This is a genomic window from uncultured Muribaculum sp. (genome assembly GCF_910583865.1).
Lineage (GTDB): Bacteria > Bacteroidota > Bacteroidia > Bacteroidales > Muribaculaceae > Muribaculum.
Map to the genome: position 1 here is coordinate 1 of NZ_CAJTYX010000037.1, position 20320 is coordinate 20320.

The following is a 20320-nucleotide window of genomic DNA, read 5'->3' on the forward strand; positions in this document are numbered from 1 at the left end:
CCCCGAGATTACAAATCACGTGCTCTGGCCAACTGAGCTAAAGAGGCATCTCTTTTCTTATCGTATCGCTTAAGCCGCCCTTGTGGCGGTCAAGCGGGTGCAAAGTTAAGCACCTTTCACGATATATGCAAATTTTTAGAGGAAAAATTTCAATGCACTGTCCGCGATAATCGGATAAACACCTGCAAAGCTGACTATTGTAGCAGACAAATGCGGTAATATGCCCGTTATTGCAGCGCAAATTTACGACTAATTTTTTAAATTCCCATCAATCCGAGCAATATTTTTTGTAAGTTTGCAAATATTCACGTCATCCACCCTTTCCCAAATCTTTCCGGCAATGAATCCGAACATAATAATACAGCGCCTTGAGGCCCTGCGGCGCATAATGAGGCATAAAGGCATATCTGCCACGATCATACCCCACGTAGACCCACACCAGAGCGAGTACATGTCACGCCACTGGCACGTGCGGGAATTCTTCTCCGGCTTCAACGGTTCGGCGGGGACGCTCGTCGTGACCCTCGACACCGCAGCCCTGTGGACCGACTCGCGCTACTTCCTCCAGGCTGCCGCCCAGCTTGAAGGCACCTCGATTGAGCTGATGAAGGAAGGGCTTCCGTCCACACCCTCCATCTACGCGTATATAATTAATGTATCACACGCCGGCGCCAAGGTCGGACTCGACGGCATGCTCTTCACCAAGCGTTCGCTCGACGCCCTGGAGGAGGAACTTTCCCGCCACTCGATAACGACCGACACGGAATTCCGTCCCGCCGACACCCTCTGGACCGACCGTCCTCCCCTCCCCTCCGACCCGATATATATCCTCGGCGAGCAGCATGCTGGCGAAATGGCGTCGGCCAAGCTCGGCCGGCTGCGCAAAGCAATCGCAGAGGCCGGCGCCGAGGCCATGTATCTCACAGAACTTGACTCCATCGCATGGCTGCTCAACCTTCGAGGCAGCGACGTGGAGTTCAATCCCGTGTTCACGGCCACGCTCTACGTGGCCCCCGACGGCGGCACGCTGTTCATCGACCTCGCGAAAGCGGGCGACGACGTGCGCGCCTACCTCGGAGGATACTCCATACGGATGCGCCCATACGACGATGCCCCACGGTTCCTCGCATCGACATCCGTAAAAATCCTGGCCAACCCGGCCACGCTCCCCGCATCCGTAGCACGCACCCCGGGCATCGAATGGGTGTTCGCACCATCACCAGTACCGGCGATGAAGGCCGAGAAAAACGATGTGGAACTGCGCAACCTCCGCCATGCCATGGCCATCGAGGGAGCAGCGATGGTCAATGCCATCACCGACATCACCGCGCGATTGGAGGCAGGTGACACCGTGACCGAACTCGACGTGGTCGACACCCTGAGCCGGTTCCGAGCCGAGCACCCGAGCTATCGTGGCGACAGCTTCGGCACCATAGCCGGATATGCCGACCACGGAGCCATCGTGCACTACGAACCGACATCGCAGACCAACGCCGTGCTCCGCCCCGAGGGCCTGCTGCTTATCGACACCGGAGGACAGTATCTCCACGGCACAACCGACATCACGCGCACAATATCGCTCGGAAACCCGACCGACGAGGAGCGCCACGACTTCACACTCGTGCTCAAAGGCCACATCGCGCTCGCCCGTGCCGTATTCCCAGAAGGCACACGCGGCGCACAGCTCGACGTGCTCGCCCGGCAGTTCCTATGGCAGGAGGGCAAGACCTACCTCCACGGCACAGGCCACGGCGTAGGATTCTTCCTCAACGTGCACGAAGGACCGCAGAGCATACGCTTGCAGGAAAATCCCGTGGCACTGCGCCCGGGCATGGTGACATCCGACGAGCCGGGCCTCTATTTGGCCGGACGCTACGGCATCCGATGCGAGAACCTCGTGCTCACCACCGAGGCCGCCGACACCGAGCATGGACGCTTCCTGAAGTTCGAGGTGCTGTCGCTCTTCCCGTTCGACCGCACACTGCTCGACATGAGCATCCTCACCGACACGGAGATTGCGTGGCTCGACGATTACCACCGGAAGGTGCTCTCGACGCTCTCGCCATTCCTCCGGGGCGACTCTCTACACTGGCTCGAATCGGCATGCGCACCCATATGCCGATAAGGGCAGATGCCGCCTTTCAACTATATAAAACTCCTTTAACGACAATGGCACTTATAAAATCAGTATGCGGCTTCACGCCGCAGATAGGCGAAGGCACGTTCCTCGCCGACAACGCCGCCATCGTGGGCGACGTAGTGATGGGACGCGACTGCAGCGTATGGTTCAACGCCGTGATCCGCGGCGATGTCAACGCCATACGCATCGGCGACCGGGTAAACATACAGGACGGCTCAGTGCTCCACACGCTATACCAGAAATCCACCATAGAAATAGGCAACGACGTGTCGATAGGCCACAACGTCACCATCCACGGGGCTAAGATCAACGACTACGCCCTCATCGGCATGGGTTCTGTGGTGATGGACAACGTAGAGGTGGGACGCGGAGCACAGGTAGCCGCAGGTGCTGTGGTGCTCTCCAACACCAGGATAGGCGACGGTGAGCTGTGGGCCGGAGTACCCGCGAAGTTCATGAAGATGGTCGATCCCGAGAAATCACGCGAGATCAACCAGAAGATAGCCCGCAACTATCTCGCCTACTCCAAGTGGTACGGCGAGAATCCTCCCGAAGGACGCGACCTGGAATTCTGAACGCGCGCCGGCTGCCGGGTGCGGTCAGTCAAACAGCTCCCCCAGAATCTCCATCGAGCGCAATCCCGTAAGGCGCGCGTAGTGCAGCCCGTAATAGTCGAGCATAGCCGACATTATGCGGCGTCTGTCGCCACGGCGCATGCGGAACGCCCGCAGATTGTCCCAACGCATGCGGCTCAGCATCACCACCCCCTCTGCATCCTCACCCGTGAGAAAATGGCGGTGGAGCGGCGGAGTAGCCCGGAACACGCCTTCAAGCATGTCGAACACCGCACCTTTCCGGTATGTGCCCACGTCTGGCTCTATGCCGATGAAATGGCCAAGCCGGTATAGAAACGCCAGATGGAAGTTGGCAGTGCCACACTCACAAGCGTCGAGCGCAGCCACGGCCTCGGCCATGAAGTCGAAAAGTCGCACGTCAGGCTCACCGTCGGGCACAACCACGCCGAGAAGCTCCGTCAGGAACATCGCTATAGAGATCTTCACAGGATCGGCATGGAGAGACGGCAGAGCGGTCATCGCACGCAGGTCGCGCACCGAAGCAAGCTCATGCCCCGCACGCAGGTCGGCCACACCCTCCACCATGCTCAAAGGCATCGTCAAGGCACGCCGCCGTGCCGCCTCGCGGCCCGTGCCCGAAGCGAGAAGCACCGACAGCCTCCCGCGCTCGCGGCTGTAGAGCGTGAGTATGTTGTTGCGGTCGCTATAGCGCACCGTGCGCAGGCATATGGCATGGATCGGAGTCAGCATACCCAAAGTTAAGCATTCTCCACAAAACAAGCAAAGAACCCCACTTGCGCCACATTAGAATATGCTACCTAAAGATTTTAAAAGCCCCTTCCCGGGCCTTGAGGAGGCTCTCGCAGAAGAACCTTCCGTAAGTGTGCGTGTCAACCCCGGCAAAGGAGCGGCCACGCCGCAGGGCGTAACGACCGTACCATGGTGCCCCGCAGGCTACTGGCTCGACGCAAGGGCGCCGTTCACATGGGATCCGGCCATGCACCAGGGCCTCTACTACGTGCAGGACGCATCGTCGATGATCGTCGCGCTCGCAGTGCGCCGCGCCGTCGAGTCCTTAGGCCCAGCAGAGGGAGTGCTCCTGCTCGACGCATGCGCAGCACCCGGCGGCAAGACCACAGCCTCAATCGACTCCTTGCCTGCCGGCTCGTTTGTCGTGGCCAACGAATACATGCCCGCACGTGCAGCCGTGCTCGCCGAAAATCTTGCTAAATGGGGGAGCGCGGCGACCATGGTGACCCGTGGCGACACGGCGCGCTTCCGCAAGCTGCGCCATACGTTCGACATAGTAGTAGCCGACGTGCCATGCTCCGGCGAAGGTATGTTCCGCAAGGACCCCGAAGCCGTCAGGCAGTGGACTCCGGCGCTTGTGCAGGAGTGTGCGGTACGCCAAAGGGAGATTATCGCCAACCTTTGGGAGGCGCTACGCCCGGGAGGAGTGATGATATACTCGACATGCACATTCAACCGGGCCGAAAACGAGGAGATGCTCGGTTGGATTCTCGGGGAGTATCCCGAGGCTATCCACATGCCGCTCGACCTGCCGGAGCAGTGGGGCGCAGTCACCACCGACGGGTGCACCCATTTTGTGCCGGGCCGTGTGCGTGGCGAGGGACTTGCCATATTCATGGTGTCGAAAGGCACGCCATCCTCGGCATGCACACGCGGAGGAAAAGCCGGAGGCAAGGAGAAAGGGAAGAAACGTCCGGAAGCTGAAGTGCCGCAGGCATGCCGCGACTGGCTCGACGCTCCCGAAGATTACGATATCCGCAACCGTGGAGGTAAAATCGTGGCTCTCCCGGCGCGATGGAGCGCCATGGCGCTCGACATGTCAGTGAAACTCGACACGGTGACCCTCGGCGTGGAGATCGCCACGCTGAAAGGACGTGACGCCATACCGTCGCAACGGCTGGCGTTATCCACAGCCTTGCGCCGAGATGCGTTTCCCGAGGTAGATGTAGACTACTCCACCGCCATAGCCTACCTGCGGCGCGAGGCCGTCACATTACCTGAGGACACGCCCCGGGGATTCGTGCTGCTCACCTATGGCAGACACCCGCTCGGCTTTGTGAAGAACCTCGGCAACCGCGCCAACAACCTCTATCCTGCGGAATGGCGCATACTGTCCGGGCACATCCCTCCCGAACCGCCGTATGTTATAGACTGAATCCGTATATGACTCTGACGGGCGGCGACAGAAAAAGGTGGCCATGTCATCCAGCGACACAGCCACCCCACAATTAGTACCGGTTTATTGCACCTTATATAATCTTTTATTACCCTGTTCGTCAAGTAACTCCGCCATGAAATGCGATACGGTTACTTACTGATTTATTTTGCAGCGCAGCACCAGAGGAGTGCGCACGCCCGGGCGCTCCTCGCCACTTGCTATGGCAACCGTACTGTCCGGCAGCATGACGGCGGTAGTGGTGACGGTTAGAGGTGCGGGAGCCTCGTCGACCACCGCAATCTCACCTGTCGCAGGCGTATAGCGCCGCAAAGTACGCGAGAATCCCGGATGGTCAGGGGCGGTGGGAAGTATCTCCTCCACCCCACCGAAAAACCATATGTCATCTCCGAGCGTGACGGCAGTAGCGGCCATCACCGGGAACTCGCCTTCGAGGACCGACCACTCGCCGGAAGCCGGGTCATAGGCGAATCCCGCCGTGCTTACCGTGATATCCCTGTCAGGGCCGAAGTCGCGTCCGCCAAAGAGATAGAAACGACCGTCGGCTGCTGCGGCGACGCTGAATCCCAGCGTCGGCCCTGGCCACGGCTCCAGCACCTGCCATCCCTCATCCTTACTGTCGAGATCGAGCATCACGAAGGCATGCGAGGCACTCTCTCCATCATCTTTTCCTTGGATGCCGCCTGCCACGAACACCTTGCCGTCGACCATAGCACCGGCACCGTTCGACAGAGCGAACGGAAGCGCCGGGAATACGTCGCCGCGCAACTGCGGGTGTCCGTCAGCGGCAGAGAGCATGTACACCGAGTCTATGCCTCCGTCGGCATTGTTGCCGCCAATGAGCATCACACCCTCGGGCAGAGTCACCGACACACCGTAGCCCATAGGCTGCGGAAGAAAATCGGGATACACCGTCCACTCGCCTGAAGTCAGGTCGTAGGCGTAGAGATCGCGATGCCAGACCTTCTTGGCTCCGGTCCACGGAAAACCGTCAGGGAAATTGGCGCCTCCGGCAATCATCAGCCTGTCGCCTGCCATACCGGCAAACGCCCCGGCCACTCCGATATTGACCGAATCGCCCTTCATCGGAGGCAACCGCAGCGTATCGTTCCACGTCACCTCCGGACCTTTCTCAACCGGACGGCAGGACACCACCGATACTGCCGATGCACAGAACATAGCAGTGCTAATCAACACCCATAAGACTCTTGATGTCATATTTCCCATATTGATAAATTATTTCACATTAAATGACTGTGGCAATGTACACGTCGGATAATTAGTCCTGCGGTCACACTCCTACATTGACAACGTTTATCGTTGCTCATATATTTTAGGATGGGGAAGCGGGCAGAAGTCCTCGTCGTCAATCATCTTGTGGGTAAGACGGGTGATGAGATCGTCGCGGACGGAGAGCATAGCGGGATTGTCGGCGAGATTGACCGTCTCATACGGATCATCAACGATGTCATACAACTCGAACATCGGGCGCGTTGTAGAAAAATAGAGCTTGCTGAACGCAGGCTCAAGCGCCCTGGCCTCATGCATCCGGTGGAGTTCTACAAAATGCGGATATTCGGCCACATCCACCGGAATCCACCGGTCATTGGGCATGATATTGTATATGAGCTTGTATCTATCGCCTATGATACAACGCTGCTGGTCGAAACATGACGTGTCGTAGGGGAGAGTGTTCGTCCCGTGGTTTCCACGCTGGCAGAACACGTAACGCGCCGAACCATCATCCGCCCCGTGCGTGGCAAAAAGACTCCTACCCTCCATCACTTCCGGCACGGGCAAGCCTGCGGCATCAAGACATGTGGCCGAGATATCCATGTTTGACACCGGATGCCGGTCAACACCAGAAGCCACATGCCCCGGCCATCGCACTATGAGAGGGACACGGACTCCGGGATCATACAGCGTGCCTTTGCCCATGAACTGCGCGCCTCCGTTGTCGCCGGTGAATATCACGAGCGTGCTGTCGGCCAACCCGGTCTCGTCGAGGTAGTCGAGCACTTCACCGATGTCAGAGTCGAGCCGGTTTATCTCATCGTAATATGCCGCAAGGTGTTTCCTCACCCCGGGCGTGTCGGGATAATACGGCGGTAATGTTATGCCGTCGGAATCATGCACCGACGGCGCGTCATACGGAGTGTGGGGATCGGCGTAACACAACTGGAGGAAAAACGGCTTATCCTTGTCGCGAAACTCCATGAAGTCGCGGAACTGGCGGTTTATCCCCTGGTGATTCTCACCCTTTATTGCATCAGTCACCGTCATGCACGTGTCCATGCGTTCGGGAAACGTCACCAACCCCTGACTGTCATAATAGTCCGCCACCAGCTTTATCCGGCCCGCACGTCCGTTGATGCCGGAGACAGGCCCGTCGAGATGATAGCCTCGCCCGGCAAGTCCCGTATAATAGCCGCTGTCGCGCAGATCCTCCGGAAAAGTCCGATAGCGCCGGGCAAGAGGGACGTTGAACCTGGTCATGTTGACGGCCACCGGTGTGCGGCCTGTCATTATCGACGCGCGCGAAAGCACACTCTGCGGCGATGCCGCATAGCAGCGGTCGAACCTCACGCCCTGCGCCGCAAGACGGTCGAGATTGGGGGTCCTCACGTCGGGATTGCCGTAACAGCCCATAGCAAAGGCGCTATGGTCGTCGCTCACCAGCAAAAGTATGTTGGGACGCTGCGCCATAGCCGCCATGCCGTTGAGAGCCATGAAAGCGACAATACCCGATCTCCCTAACGATATGCCCATATTACGGCAAGCCATATGTTACTGTCGCTGCCATTTCGGCGCGTAGGAAGGATCGAATACCGAGTTAAGCACATGGGCCAGACGGTAGCCGGCCTTAAGTATCTGCGAGTCGGTGAGATGCACCATATCCTGCACAAAATCGAAGGTCTCGGCCTTGTCAAACTTGCGTTCGGGAGTGATGATGTCATAGAGCGGACGCATGATCGCGGCGTTCCCCTCCTCCCAGTCGATGAGCGAGCCTTTCACCATGTCGGCCTTCTCGGCATCGGAACAACGGTCGAGCTGATAAACATAGTCGGCATAGTACCACTTATGCCCTTTGTCGAACACTCCGCCGTCGAAGAACTTGTGGAACTTCCACTTCTCGTCGCCGTTGAGGTAGAAATACACGTTCTGCGACTTGTCCTCGAAGAAGCAATGCCCGGGGCAGTGCATGTCACCGACCAGATGTACGAGCACCTTTATCGACACCGCCACGGCAGAGTCGGTCATCTGCTTGTATTTGCCGTTCTCCACCTTCGCCATCTCGGTGTTGATGCCGAGGTTAGAGCGATAGCGGTCCTTCCATACCTTTGATTTCCCGTTGGCGTCGAACGACGCACTATGCCATCCGTCGGTATGTTTGTAGGCAGGCTGCAGACGCACATTGTCCATCCATGAGGCATAGTAAACAATCGACTTGCCGTCGAGATACTTCTCTATCGTGGCCTTGGCGGTCGGGGTAAGGTTGTTCTCGGCTATGGCGGCGACGGCATCATGGCCTATACGTCCGAAAGCCGATGCCGTCAGACAGAGCGCCATCGCCATGATGGCGGTAAAAATCCTTTGTTTCATCATATTATATACATTTTTCATCAATTCAGTGAAAACGTAGGGATGTTCCCACGGAGCATCCGCGACAGATACATCCGGATCTCCGGTAATACTCCGGATGCTCCTCGGGAGCATCCCTACGGGTCAAACCTTAACATCTTGATTACTTCATTATGTCGTAAAGGGTCTTGACCTCGTCAGCCGTGAATGAGCGGTCGTACATCATCACGTCGTCGATAAGGCCAATGAAAGGCACGTTGATCTGCGGGTGTGTCACATCGGGTTTAGCTTTGGTGACCTGAGTGGTACATCCGATAAAGAACGGATCCTTTGTCGTGTCTTTCGCCGTCTGTGCCGTCGATTTAGCACCAAGCTCGCCGTCGGCATAAATCTTGGTCACACACTTACCGTCGGCAAATTCCTTGACAAACACTATGCAGTGCCACTCGTCGTCAAGGAGGCTCTTGTCTGTAGTATTTGCCGAGCAGGCCGAACCCTGGCCGGTAGCATTCACATACCAACGCGCAAAGCCCTCAGTGGATGATGCGGTAGAGTTAAGGCGAGCCCACGACTGATTCTGATCCTTATTGTTGGCATCATACATGCCGTCACTCCCGGTACTATTGGCAGGACGTCCACGCTGGAACAGGCCGAGTTTAGTGCCGAGCGACTTGTCGGCCTTAACCCACATCACGAAAGTCATCGGCTGCATACCTCCGGGAAGCTGTTCCGGATTCGCAATCTGAAGCACCGCATAATCATCCGTGTTGGTCTTACATACACCGGCAAGCTGCGCGGAACAGTCGCCGTCATGCCGCGACGGAGAGTCGAGTTTTATGCTCCACTTCGACGGGTCGGAAGAGTGCTCCTTCATCACAATATCCTTGTTCGGACTCATATCCTGCAAGTTTCCATTGAACGGGAACCACATTTTCAGGCCTGCCGACGGGAGCACCATCACGTAGGCATCCTTCTCACACGTAGAGGTGTTGATCTCGTTATTGGCGGTCATCTTCACCTTGAAACGGCCCGGACTGGAGTAGCGTACGGTCGGGTTGCGCTCGGTCGATGTCGGTGTGTCTGCACCCTCGAACTCCCAGCTCCACTGCTCTGGACGGCCCATCGTCCGGTCCTCGAAGGTCACGGTCTCACCGGCAATAATCATCAATGGTGTGCTCGTGCCGAACTCGGCAGCCACGGCATCATGGTCGATGACATTGAGGTAGTTTTCCTTGGTCACGGTAGATGTCGACTTCGGGCTACTCGCCTTGAGGGTCACGGTGTAGACACCCGGCACGAACTTCATCACGGGATTCTGCTCTGTAGATGTAACACTGACACCCTCAGCTGTGGTGAACGTCCATTCCCACGTATTGGGGAATCCTGCCGAGAGATCAGTGAAGGTCACGTCGTCGGTGTTGTAGGCGTTTAGCTTGTCGGCCTCGAAATCGGCTGAGACCTCATCTGGATATGCCACCGTGATGAGGCTTGAGAACACCTTCTCGGAATTGTTGTCACCTCGGCCCACGCGGAGAGTCACGCTGTATGTTCCCGGGCGAGTGTAGACCACCTCGGGAGAGAAAAGCTGCGATGTGGCAGGCTCGCCACCTTCAAACGTCCAGTCCCAGCGCGCCGGGTTGCCCGACGAGCGGTCCATGAAGCACACCGTCTCGCCTGCCGCGACCTCGGTGCGGTCGCATTTCATATTGGCCTCCAGGGGAGCCGTCTTGTCGTCATCCTCGCAACTGCCAAGACACAGCATCGCGGCGATTCCGGCGATATATAATCTATAGTTCATCGTTTTTGATTTAAATGGTTAAGATTATCTCAGGTCGTCAAGCTTGAACTTACGAAATATGATTCCACCCTCGTTGAGGTAGCCGTATTCCGACAGTACAGCGATCTCGCCGTCGGAGAATGCCGCTACGTCGGAGTATCCGCCGACAGTCTCCCCGGTATAGTCGAATCCCTTGGTCCATGTGGCCCCGTCGTCGAAACTCGCACGCACAGTGTTGTGCAGGCGGCGCTCCTGCCATGCGGGATTACACATGACCAATACGTTCTTGCCCTGCTCGCCACCGCCGTACGACCATGTATAGATCGAGCCCTGGCATCCCGGATCCGGAAGCGACGGTATAAGCTCGGCATGTGTCCATGTTATACCGCCGTCGCGGCTTATCGAATGGCCGCGGAAGCGGTTGGAAGGATCGTCGCTCTGCATGCGGATGCTCATCAGCAGGCTGCCGTCGCTAAGCTCGCACACGGTCGACTCGTTGGTGCATGGTGTAGGCACAGTACCGCCATGATGCCAGGTCTCCCCATTGTCGTCGGAATAGATGGAATTGGCATAGTATTGGCCGTCGGCGGGATCGGTCTGGTAGCCGGATATGACAAGACGCCCTTTGTTGGGTTCAAGCTGCTTCACGATGCCGTGGCAAGGCCCCTGGGTGTAGCGCTTCACGCCGGCGGGACGAAGCCCTGTAGTGATTTCGCGCGGAGCCGACCAGGTCTGCCCCTCGTTGTCGGAGTATGTCACCAGCACGCGGCTGTCGCCATAGTTCCTGTTCATGACCATCACCACGCGGTTCATCTCCGGGATATATACCGGACAAGGATTATGGCATGTGGAAGTGCCTGAATCATAGATTACAAGCAATTCCTGCCATGTGCGCCCGCGGTCGCCGGAGCGGCGCAGCACGATGTCGATATTGCCCGTATCCTCGCGACCCTCGACTCGACCCTCGCAGAATGCGAGCACATTGTCATGCTTAGTGATCACCATGGAGGGGATGCGGTAGACGGCGTAGTTGTCGGCGCCGCATACGAATGGATGCGACTGCTCTCCCGAAGGGAGCTGCTTGTCGGAAATCACCGGATCTATATCGGAGCATCCGGCCAGTGCCAGGCCCAGAAGGCCGCACATCGCAATATATTTGGTTGGTTTCATGATTAATATCCTTCGGTCTGTACAAGATTCTCGTTGTAATCGCGCATCTGCAGCGTGATCGGGAAGTAGAGCGGAGTGCTCTTGCCGTTGAGGTTGGGCACCTCGTCGTAGATGTTGATCGTGCCTGCGGCATGCGCCCTCATCAGGTCGGGCCAGCGTTTAAGTTCGAAGCACAGCTCCAGGAAGCGCTCGTCGAGTATGGCGCGCTGCACGCTCGCCTGGTCGGTATTGCCCGAGTAATCTCCTATGCCGGCACGGTTGCGTGTCTTGTTCATCAGCGATATCGCCGTGCCAACATTACTGCCGCCGAGATAGCAGAGCAGCTCGGCCTTGAGAAGATGGGCGTCGGCAAGACGGTAGACCACGATGTCATTGTCGTAGTAGCGGTCCTTGGGGTAAGCCGTGCCGCGGAACTTGTTCTGGCAGGTGAACAGCACCTTTCCGGCTGCGTTCACACCCTCGATGAAGCATACCGGACGACGCTTGTCGCCACCGGTGAACGCTGACTTGATCTTGGCCGAGGGAGCATAGTATGGGGCGGCGATGTTGCCGTTGGAGTAAGGTATGTCATCCTTGTTGACGGCACTTCCGACCTGGCCCTGCACGGCCGACTCGGTGAAGTTGAACGCATACATGTTGTCATACTCGCCGAAACGCACGTACAGCGCGAAGATTATCTCGGAATTCATGCGGTGCTCCACATCGAAAATGTCAGCATAGTTGTCCAGCATGGCCACGCCACAGTTCTCCACCTCTTCGAGACACGCTATGGCATCGGTTAGATCCTGCTTGTTGCCGCTCTTCAGCACTGTATAGTTCCATGCCAGGGCCTCGGCCTTGAGCATAAGCGCCGACGGACGGGAGATGCGGTACTTGTTACGTATGCCGGTCTCCGGAAACAGCCCCAGGGCCGTGTTGAGATCCGACATTACCTGCTCCATAACTGCGGCCTTCGACTGGCGCCCCGGCTTCTTGCCCTTGTCATATTCCTCTGTAGGCTCAAGCACTATCGGGGCGTCACCCCACATCTGCAAAAGAAGCATGTAGTCGTGGGCGCGCAGTGTATAGGCCTGGGCGAGGATACGGTTCTTGTCGGCGGGGTTGCCGAAAGAAGTCGCCGCACCATGCTTCAGAATCATATTGACATGATGAAGGTTGGTGAAGATCACCTTCCAGTCGTAACCGTTCTCGTTGTCGAGACGCTGTGTATGGGCACGCGACACTCCGCCACGCGAGCCGGGCTGAAGGGCGTCGCCACGGTCCTCACCGTAGGTCACACGGTCGTACACCGAACGGAAATTACTGTACGTGCCGGTCAGATAACCCTCGACATCACTCGGGCCGTCCCAGTAGTTGGCATTGGAGATGTCGGATATCGGGTCAAGCTCAAGCTGGCTTTCGCAGGCACCGAGCATAATCGCCAAAGCCCCCATGCATATAATGTTTTTCAGTTTCATATCGTCAGGTATTATTATTTCAAAGTGAAGTTGAGGGTGAAGAGGAACGAGCGCGGACGCGGATACTGTCCTTTATCTACGCCGATAATCTCGGGAGTAAGCCCTTCGTAGGCCGTAAGATAGCCGAGATTGTAGACGGCGGCGGTAAGGGTAATGTTGTCGATATGGTGTTTGTCAAGGAACTTGTTGCGCAGGAGGTAGCTCAGAGACAGCTCACGGAATGCCCAATAGTCGCCCTTGGAGATATAGAGGGAGTTGTTTGAGCCTTCATTGCTGCCATATTCGCTGGTAAATCCGAGGGGGCAGTTGGCACCGTTGGCACCGCGCACATGGTTGCGTTTTCCGTCGCCGAGGTCGGCGTTGACATCGTAGCGAGGTATGGTGGCTATGTCGCCCTGCTTGTGCCATGCGGCGGAAGTGGCCATCTCGTGGAGGGTTGCGGTGTTGTGGCGCAGGTTGCCGTTGGCGGTGGCACGGTAGCGGTTGTCGATGACATTGCCGGCAGAGAAGTCGGTCATGAAGCGCAGGGTGAAGTTCTTGTAGCGGAACACGTTGTTGAACGAGCCCATCTTATCAGGATTGATGTAGCCGCAGAGGTACATGTCGTGCTGGTCGATTATGCCATTCTTGTCGAAGTCGTGCCAGATGGCGTCGCCGCCGACTTTTCCCTGTCCCAGCCGGGTGGCATGCACGATCTTGTCGTAAGGAGCGGCTGCGGCATCCTCGTCGGTGGCATAGACACCGTCCATCTTGAAGGCGAACTGTGCCCCGAAACGCTCGCCCTCGGCAAGACCGCCCACTTCGATATATTTACCTAATTTCTCGTCGAAGATCACACCACCGTTGATACGGTTGCGTGCCGCTCCGTTATCCGGGAGTTTGTCGACGATGGTGCGGAAGAAAGCGAAGCTGCCGCTCACGTTCCATGAAAAGTCGCGGGTCTGTATGGCCGTGGCATCCACGCTCACCTCGACACCTTTAGTCAGCAATGAACCGTAATTAGCTCTTATGGCGGAAAAACCGGTCTCCGACCACAGTTTCTCTCTGATAAGGCGGTTACTCGTTTTCTTACGGTAGACATCCGCCATAATTGATATGCGGTTGTTGAATAGACCAAGGTCGATACCGAAGTCCGTAGATGTAGTCTCCTCCCAGCGAAGGTCTTTGTTGGCGAGCGTTGTGTTGAGGATACCAGACTCTCCGCCATAATCATATCCGGCGGCATAGCGACCCTGAGTATCTGCCAATGACAGGGCGTTGCTACCGGCCTTACCCCAGCTTGCACGCAATTTAAGGTTGTTGACAATCGAGGACAGACGCTCGAAGAATGCCTCACGGTGCATATTCCAACCCAAAGAGACACCCGGGAAAGTTGCGAACTTATGGTTAGTACCGAAATGTGAGAAACCATCACAACGCACACTCAAAGACAACAGATACTTCATGTCATAGTTGTAGTTAATACGTCCGAAGTAGCTGCTCATCTTCTTATCGGACTCCGACGATGTAGTGGCATCCTTATCGATTTCAGCAACACCGTTGTTGGTCTCTATTTTATCAGATGTACCGCCATGGCCTTGGAGTGTTAAATCGAATCCGTTGGTATAGGTAAAATTATACCCTGCCATGATATCGAAGTTATGGTCGTTCCAGAGAGTCTTGGAGTAGTTGGCCACGATATCATACTGATAGTTTTTGTTCATGTCGCGCTCGACTTTGGAGATGCGCGATTTCTGCACTTCGTTGGCGCGTTCAAACTGGTGGTTCTTGGTGTTGTCGAGGCGAAAGGAGAACTGCGGGCGTATATGCAGGTCGGCGATAGGCTCCCAGTCGAGCTGTGCCATGAGGTTGGTGCGGTCGACTGCATTGTACTTCGACTGGTAATACACCTCATGCAGACGTGTGCGGAACGTGGCTGTATTCTCGCCGGGAGCGGGAGTGCCGTCCTCGTAGTACTGGCGCGTGGTCGGGGGCATCAGGGAACCGCGCGCCATCACACTGTTCTCGTTAAGACCCACGAACTTGCGCGAGATGTAGTTGACCGAACTGCGCACGGTTACGTTGTTCATCACCTTGTATGACCCGTTGGCGGTGAAGCTCCAGCGGTCGTAGTCGTTCCCTATGACTATGCCGTCCTGCTTCAGATAACCGAGACTGAGGTAGTATGTACCACGGTCGTTGCCACCGGAGAAGTTGATGTTGAAGTCGTGGTTGACGGGGTTACGCATCAGGTTGTCCTGGAAGTCCTCGTTCTTGAACAGGAGCATCTTGCCCGGTGTGGCCGGGTCCTCCATGGTCTCCCATCCGCGGTTGGTGAGGAGATTCTCGACATAGCCCTGTCCGTACTTCGTGATCCAGTCGTCGAGGAACGCGCAGTTGACATATGAGTCGATGACGTTGTTGGTGCTCATGCCGAACGAGCCGTTGAGATACTTCTCGGGATTGTAGGCGCGCGTGGCGGCCTCACGTGTCAGCGACAGGTACTCGCGCGCATCGCTCAGAGGTATCTTCTTGGCCTGGTGGTCGACCGAAATGCCGTAGCTGAACGAGATCTTGCCCCCACCCTTCTTGCCTTGCTTGGTGGTGATCATAACGATACCGTTGGCTGCCCTGGCACCATAGATGGCGGTGGAGGCGGCATCCTTGAGCACTTCGACCGACTCGATGTCGGCATAGTTGAGGTCGGTGATGGTGCGGATCACGCCGTCGATGATATAGAGCGGAGCATCACCGCCGGGGTTGGTCGACGTACCGCCGCGGATTGTGACCGCAGGGGCCACACCGGGACGCCCGGAGGAGAAGTTGACCTGCATGCCGGGCACCTTTCCCTGAAGCATCGCCATGACGCTGTTGCTCGGCTGTATGGCCATGTCCTCGGCCTTTACCTTGGTGATGGCGCTTGTTACGGTGGCACGCGACTGCTTGCCGTAGCCGATCACCACCACGTCATCGAGATTGACGGCACTCTCGCTGAGCTTCACGCTTATGTCGCGGCGTCCGTCGATACGCACATTCTGGGGAGTCATACCCACATAGGTTACAACGAGAACGCCGTCGGATGGCGCATCCACAGAAAACTTTCCATCAATGTCGGTCATCACTCCGTTGGACTGACCTTTGACGCGCACGGTCGCGCCAACAAGCGGTTCGCCCGAGGGATCGCACACCTGGCCCTTTACCGTCGTCATGGCCTTCGTCGCCGTCTTGTCGGGCGAAGCGTAGACCTCGGCAGGCTGCACTGCCACGCCTAACGCCAGCAGTACCGCCGCATAGCGGCATACTTTTCTTAAATTACAAAACTGATTCAACATAGATTGGTATTATTAGTGATTTCTATTTCATGGGACAGGTTCATGCCGTCTGACGTGCCGGCAACGGTTGGGAGTCATCGCGCATGTCGGCGGTGGTGGGACGCAGGCATGCGAGGATCAGGATCACGGTGAATGTCACGAGCACGGAAAGGAGGGCGAAGTCGCGGCCGAGATTGCCGGAGTCCATCGAGCGCCCGAGCAGGTCGGTGACGGCGGCGCCACCGAACACGCTGCACATGTTCATGATGCCGTAGGCGGTGGCGCGGTTGCGCGACGAAACGAACTGGCACACGATAGGCATGTTGTTGGAGTCGAAGAATCCGAAGCCTGTGCCGAACAGCACCGCTCCCGACACCACTGGGAAAAGCGAATGGCCGTAGCCGATGCACAGGAGAGCCGGTATCATAAGCGACAGGCCTATGGCGGCTGTGTAGATGCGTCCGCGCACGTTGCGCATCACCCAGCGGTCGGAGATGAATCCGCCGAGCAGCACCCCGGCAAACGACGACACGGCGATGGATATCGTGGCTATCGGGCCGGCCACCTCCATGTCGATGCCGAGGCTCGACGAGAAGAGCGAGGGGAGCCAGTTCTTAGTGGCCCAGCCCGGGACAGAAGGCACGCAGAAGTAGAAGAGTATGATCCAGAACGAGAGGTTGGCGAGCAGCATGGCCATACCCTTGAACACGGGGATACGCTTCTTCTCCTCGGTATTTACGTCGGCCACGTGGCGCGGGGTGTCGTGGAGCAGGAGCATGAGCACCACGCTGTAGGCGATGCCGATGAGTCCGAAGCTGTGGAACGTGCCGTGCCAGCCGAACATCACGGCGAGGGTGGCCCCGAAGCCGCCCATGGCCTGACCGAAGTAGATGCCGGTCATGTTTATGCCTATGGCGAGGGAGCGCGTGCGTTCGCGGTGGTAGTCGGCGATGAGCGACAGGGCGGCGGGCATGTAGAGAGCCTCGCTCACGCCCATGATGCCGCGCAGGATGTAAAGCTGGTTGAAGGTGGTGGCATAGCCCATCATGAATGTCACGAACGACCATACGAAGAGGGCCGACACAATGACCCACTTGCGGCTTATGCGGTCGCCGATTATGCCGGAGAATGGGCTCATTATGCCGTAGACCCAGAGGAACACGGCCATGAGCCTGCCGAAGTTGGCGGCGGACTCGAGCTGAGTGATGTCGGTCATTATCGACTCGCGCATGGTGGAGAGCATCTGGCGGTCCATGTAGTTGAGCATGCCCACAAGCCAGAGCAGAGCCACTACGAGCCACGCGTAAGTACGGCTGTTCCTGTTGATTAAGGAAGTCATTTCGATGTGTTGTTATGGTTGTTTAAGATTTCGTCCAAGTCAATTCTTATGAACACGAGGTCGGCGAGGCCGCTCTCGTAGAGGATGCCCACGGCGTCCTCCCCTACCGACGTGATACTGGAGTAGCCCATGCCGCGCGTCTCGTCGAACAGTATGTGGTGCTCCTCGGGCCATGTAAGCCCGTCGTCGAGGCTGGCCTTCAGGGTCAGGTTCTTGCGCACCTTGTGGTGGGCGGGGTTGGCGAAGAGGAGGATGGAGGCGTCGCGTCCGTCGGCGCCGGTATAACGGTGGCGGTAGAGCGAGGCCATGCATGTAGGCTCGGTGAGGTCGCGCCGCGAGCCGGGATGCTCGCGCCATGTCGCGCCGAGGTCGGAGGTGACGCATACGCGACGGCCGTTCGGCTCGCGGTGTCCACGGTTGCGGTTGTCGCGCATGTTGAGCATCACACTCCCGTCGGAGAGCTGCACGGCGTTGCATTCGGTCACGTCGTCGTAGGCCGGATTACTCGCCGTCCATGTGCGGCCATGGTCGGTGCTCCACGTGATGTTGGAGAACGGGAGGCCGTTGCTGTCGCGCCCCTGGGTGGGGAGCACGAGTGTACCGTCGGAGAGCGCCGTCCCCTGTCCGGGAGCGGGGGCATATAGCCACCATTCTGGGCGCTTGGTGTGGGAGGTGATGTTGTCGGGGAAGCTCCATGTCAGACCGTTGTCGTCGCTGTGGGAGATAAGGAACTGGCAGGTCTGCCTTATGCCGGTGCCGGGTTGCGAGCCACGGGCCTTCCACTGGTGAATCCAATAGGTGCTCTTGTCATCGATCCCTTCGATCCAGCGGCCGTTCTCGTCGAGCACGCCGTGCATCCAGAGTCCCGCCACGAAGATGCGTCCCGTGGCCGGATCGACGAGGATGCACGCATCACTCACGCCGTTGTAGCGCTCGGGGAGACCGCCCCACGTGCCCATGTCGAGCACGGTCTGCATCGGCAACCATGTGGCGCCGCCGTCGGTGCTGCGGCGCAGTGCGATGTCGATGTCGCCCTGGAGGTCGCGCTTGGAATCATAACGTGCGTCATAGATGGCCAGCAGGGTGCCGTCGGGAGCGGTGGCGATGCCGGGGATGCGGCAGGAAGCGATGCCATCCTGTCCGGGGGAATGGAGGGCGACACCTGTGCGATGCGTGGCCGGGGCATAGGCGGAGATGCGCGCGTGTCCCTTGTCAGTGGTGACGCCGGTCACCTTGGCCACTATCCTGTGCGACAGGTCGATCGAATCGCGCAGGGTGATGCCGAGCCACATGTGAGAGATGTCAGCGGCAAGCTTCGTGTCGAGGGGGAGCGTCACCTTGGAGCGCCCATTCGTGTCGATGCTGCCGATACAGCTGTCGCGGCTAAACGAAGCTGCATCGTCCACGCCGTAAAGCCCGACCGACAGGATATCGGCGATGTCCGTGCTCCCGCCGAAGTCGATGGTCAGCCCGTCGAGAGTAACCGGCGTATCGGAGACTATTACGGTAATGCGCTCGGCGGGAGAATGGTCCAGCCCCGAAAGCACCGGGGCGACCAGCGGGGCTACGGTGACTTTAGGACGCGCAGCACCGGAGGTGATGCCCGTCAGTAGAGCGCACAGCGCCACGGAAACTATTTTCTGGCATGCATTCATGGTGGTGGATAGATTGTGTGACGGAAGCCCGGCAACAGGAATCCTTTTGTGGTTTTATGTTAAAAATCCAAAAGCGCGAGGAGGCTCTATCGATTTGTCGTACCTTTGCTAAAGATTTGTCGGCATTTACCGTCAAATTCTTAACATAGATTGGAAGAGGTTGCCGGTAGCTTTTCGCGTGTTCCCTGACGTTGAAGCTGCGGCGACCTCTCTTTTTATCATTTCACGAAACCGAGTGCATCAAGATCGGCCTCAAGGGCGGCATATTCCTCCTTGGTCAGCGGCAGGAATGGCGGACGGCATTCGCCGCAATTTATGCCTATGAGGTTCATGATGGCCTTGCCGCCGCGCACTCCTCCGCCATATTTTATGATCACCTCTACGGTCTTGATCGACTTAAGCTGAAGCTCACGGGCCTTTTCGAGGTCGGATGCGGCCATTGCCTTGAAGATGCCGTCGTAGATGGAGGGTATGTAATTGTAGGTACTCCCGACGCCGGCTTTAGCGCCCATGGCGAGACCGGAGACGAGTATCTCGTCGTAGCCGTGGAGCACCTCGAACTCTCCATCCTGAAGGTTGATGCACACGCCCATCTCCATGAGGTTGTTGTGGGTGAACTTCGTGCCCGCGAGGTTGGGCATCACCTTGCGCCCTTCGGCGAGAATCTTGTCGACGGGGAGGTTGACGCCTGTCATCGACGGCATGTTGTAGTAATAGAACGGAAACTCAGGGGCCGACGCGGCTATGGGGGCGAAGAAGTCGACGATAGCCTTCACTGTGGCCGGCTTGAAGAACGACGGAGCGATGCACCCTATGCCGTAGGCTCCCGAGGCGGCGGCATGGGCGGCAAGCTCCATGGAGTCACGCTGACAGTTGCTCCCCACATGGCAGATGACCTTGAAACGGCCTTCGGCGGCATCGACCCAGAATTTTAGTATGCGTCGGCGCTCGTCGATGGTCAGCGACGAGAACTCACCTGTTGTCCCGTTGACAAATACACCTTCGACCGGCGTCGAGGCTATATAGTCGGCATAGCGCTTTATTTCATCGTAGTTGATGTCCCCGTTCTCTTTCATCGGGGTGAACGTCGCGGCTATCATGCCGCTGAGGCGTGGAAATTTTGCCATGA

Annotated in this window: 14 protein-coding genes; 3 read left to right on the forward strand and 11 right to left on the reverse strand. The window is 57.6% G+C overall.

What is annotated here, in order from left to right:
- The first annotated feature begins 340 nt into the window (after positions 1 to 340).
- Positions 341 to 2125, forward strand: a complete 1785-nt coding sequence (locus QZ303_RS08385) for an aminopeptidase P family protein (RefSeq protein ID WP_295731637.1) — start codon at positions 341 to 343, stop codon at positions 2123 to 2125.
- 44 nt (positions 2126 to 2169) lie between these two features.
- Positions 2170 to 2715: a gamma carbonic anhydrase family protein gene (locus QZ303_RS08390; RefSeq protein ID WP_295731639.1), complete on the forward strand. Its 546-nt coding sequence runs from the start codon at positions 2170 to 2172 to the stop codon at positions 2713 to 2715.
- A gap of 24 nt (positions 2716 to 2739) precedes the next feature.
- Here QZ303_RS08390 and QZ303_RS08395 read toward each other — a convergent pair whose 3' ends face one another.
- On the reverse strand, positions 2740 to 3465 hold the full coding sequence (locus tag QZ303_RS08395) for a DNA repair protein RecO (RefSeq protein ID WP_295731641.1): 726 nt from the start codon (positions 3463 to 3465) through the stop codon (positions 2740 to 2742).
- 61 nt (positions 3466 to 3526) lie between these two features.
- Between QZ303_RS08395 and QZ303_RS08400 the strand changes: the two genes are divergently transcribed.
- Positions 3527 to 4900 carry an rRNA cytosine-C5-methyltransferase gene (locus QZ303_RS08400; RefSeq protein ID WP_295731643.1) on the forward strand — a complete coding sequence of 458 codons (1374 nt, stop codon included), beginning with the start codon at positions 3527 to 3529 and terminating at the stop codon, positions 4898 to 4900.
- 156 nt (positions 4901 to 5056) lie between these two features.
- Here QZ303_RS08400 and QZ303_RS08405 read toward each other — a convergent pair whose 3' ends face one another.
- From QZ303_RS08405 to QZ303_RS08450, 10 genes are all read right to left on the reverse strand, one after another.
- Positions 5057 to 6139, reverse strand: coding sequence for a hypothetical protein (locus QZ303_RS08405; protein ID WP_295731645.1), 1083 nt, complete (start codon positions 6137 to 6139; stop codon positions 5057 to 5059).
- A 96-nt stretch (positions 6140 to 6235) separates the two neighbouring features.
- Positions 6236 to 7705, reverse strand: coding sequence for a sulfatase (locus QZ303_RS08410; protein WP_295731648.1), 1470 nt, complete (start codon positions 7703 to 7705; stop codon positions 6236 to 6238).
- A 3-nt stretch (positions 7706 to 7708) separates the two neighbouring features.
- Positions 7709 to 8527 carry a S1/P1 nuclease gene (locus tag QZ303_RS08415; RefSeq protein ID WP_295731650.1) on the reverse strand — a complete coding sequence of 273 codons (819 nt, stop codon included), beginning with the start codon at positions 8525 to 8527 and terminating at the stop codon, positions 7709 to 7711.
- Between the two features lie 139 nt (positions 8528 to 8666).
- Positions 8667 to 10301 (reverse strand): PKD domain-containing protein, encoded by a 1635-nt coding sequence (locus QZ303_RS08420; protein ID WP_295731652.1) that lies wholly within the window; start codon positions 10299 to 10301, stop codon positions 8667 to 8669.
- Positions 10302 to 10325: 24 nt separating this feature from the next.
- The gene (locus QZ303_RS08425) at positions 10326 to 11450 is read right to left on the reverse strand and encodes an exo-alpha-sialidase (protein WP_295731654.1); all 1125 of its coding nucleotides are present in this window, start codon (positions 11448 to 11450) and stop codon (positions 10326 to 10328) included.
- Between the two features lie 2 nt (positions 11451 to 11452).
- On the reverse strand, positions 11453 to 12907 hold the full coding sequence (locus QZ303_RS08430) for a RagB/SusD family nutrient uptake outer membrane protein (RefSeq protein WP_295731656.1): 1455 nt from the start codon (positions 12905 to 12907) through the stop codon (positions 11453 to 11455).
- A 14-nt stretch (positions 12908 to 12921) separates the two neighbouring features.
- Complete coding sequence (locus QZ303_RS08435) at positions 12922 to 16218, reverse strand: TonB-dependent receptor (RefSeq protein ID WP_295731658.1); 3297 nt, start codon at positions 16216 to 16218, stop codon at positions 12922 to 12924.
- A gap of 40 nt (positions 16219 to 16258) precedes the next feature.
- Entirely contained in the window at positions 16259 to 17536 is a 1278-nt protein-coding gene (locus tag QZ303_RS08440; protein WP_295731660.1) for an MFS transporter, read from the reverse strand.
- Positions 17533 to 19191 carry a sialidase family protein gene (locus tag QZ303_RS08445; protein ID WP_295731662.1) on the reverse strand — a complete coding sequence of 553 codons (1659 nt, stop codon included), beginning with the start codon at positions 19189 to 19191 and terminating at the stop codon, positions 17533 to 17535. The genes QZ303_RS08440 and QZ303_RS08445 overlap by 4 nt, the downstream gene beginning before the upstream one ends.
- Before the next feature lie 218 nt (positions 19192 to 19409).
- A complete protein-coding gene (locus tag QZ303_RS08450) occupies positions 19410 to 20318 on the reverse strand; it encodes a dihydrodipicolinate synthase family protein (protein ID WP_295731664.1) in 909 nt (302 codons plus the stop codon).
- Between the last annotated feature and the right edge of the window lie 2 nt (positions 20319 to 20320).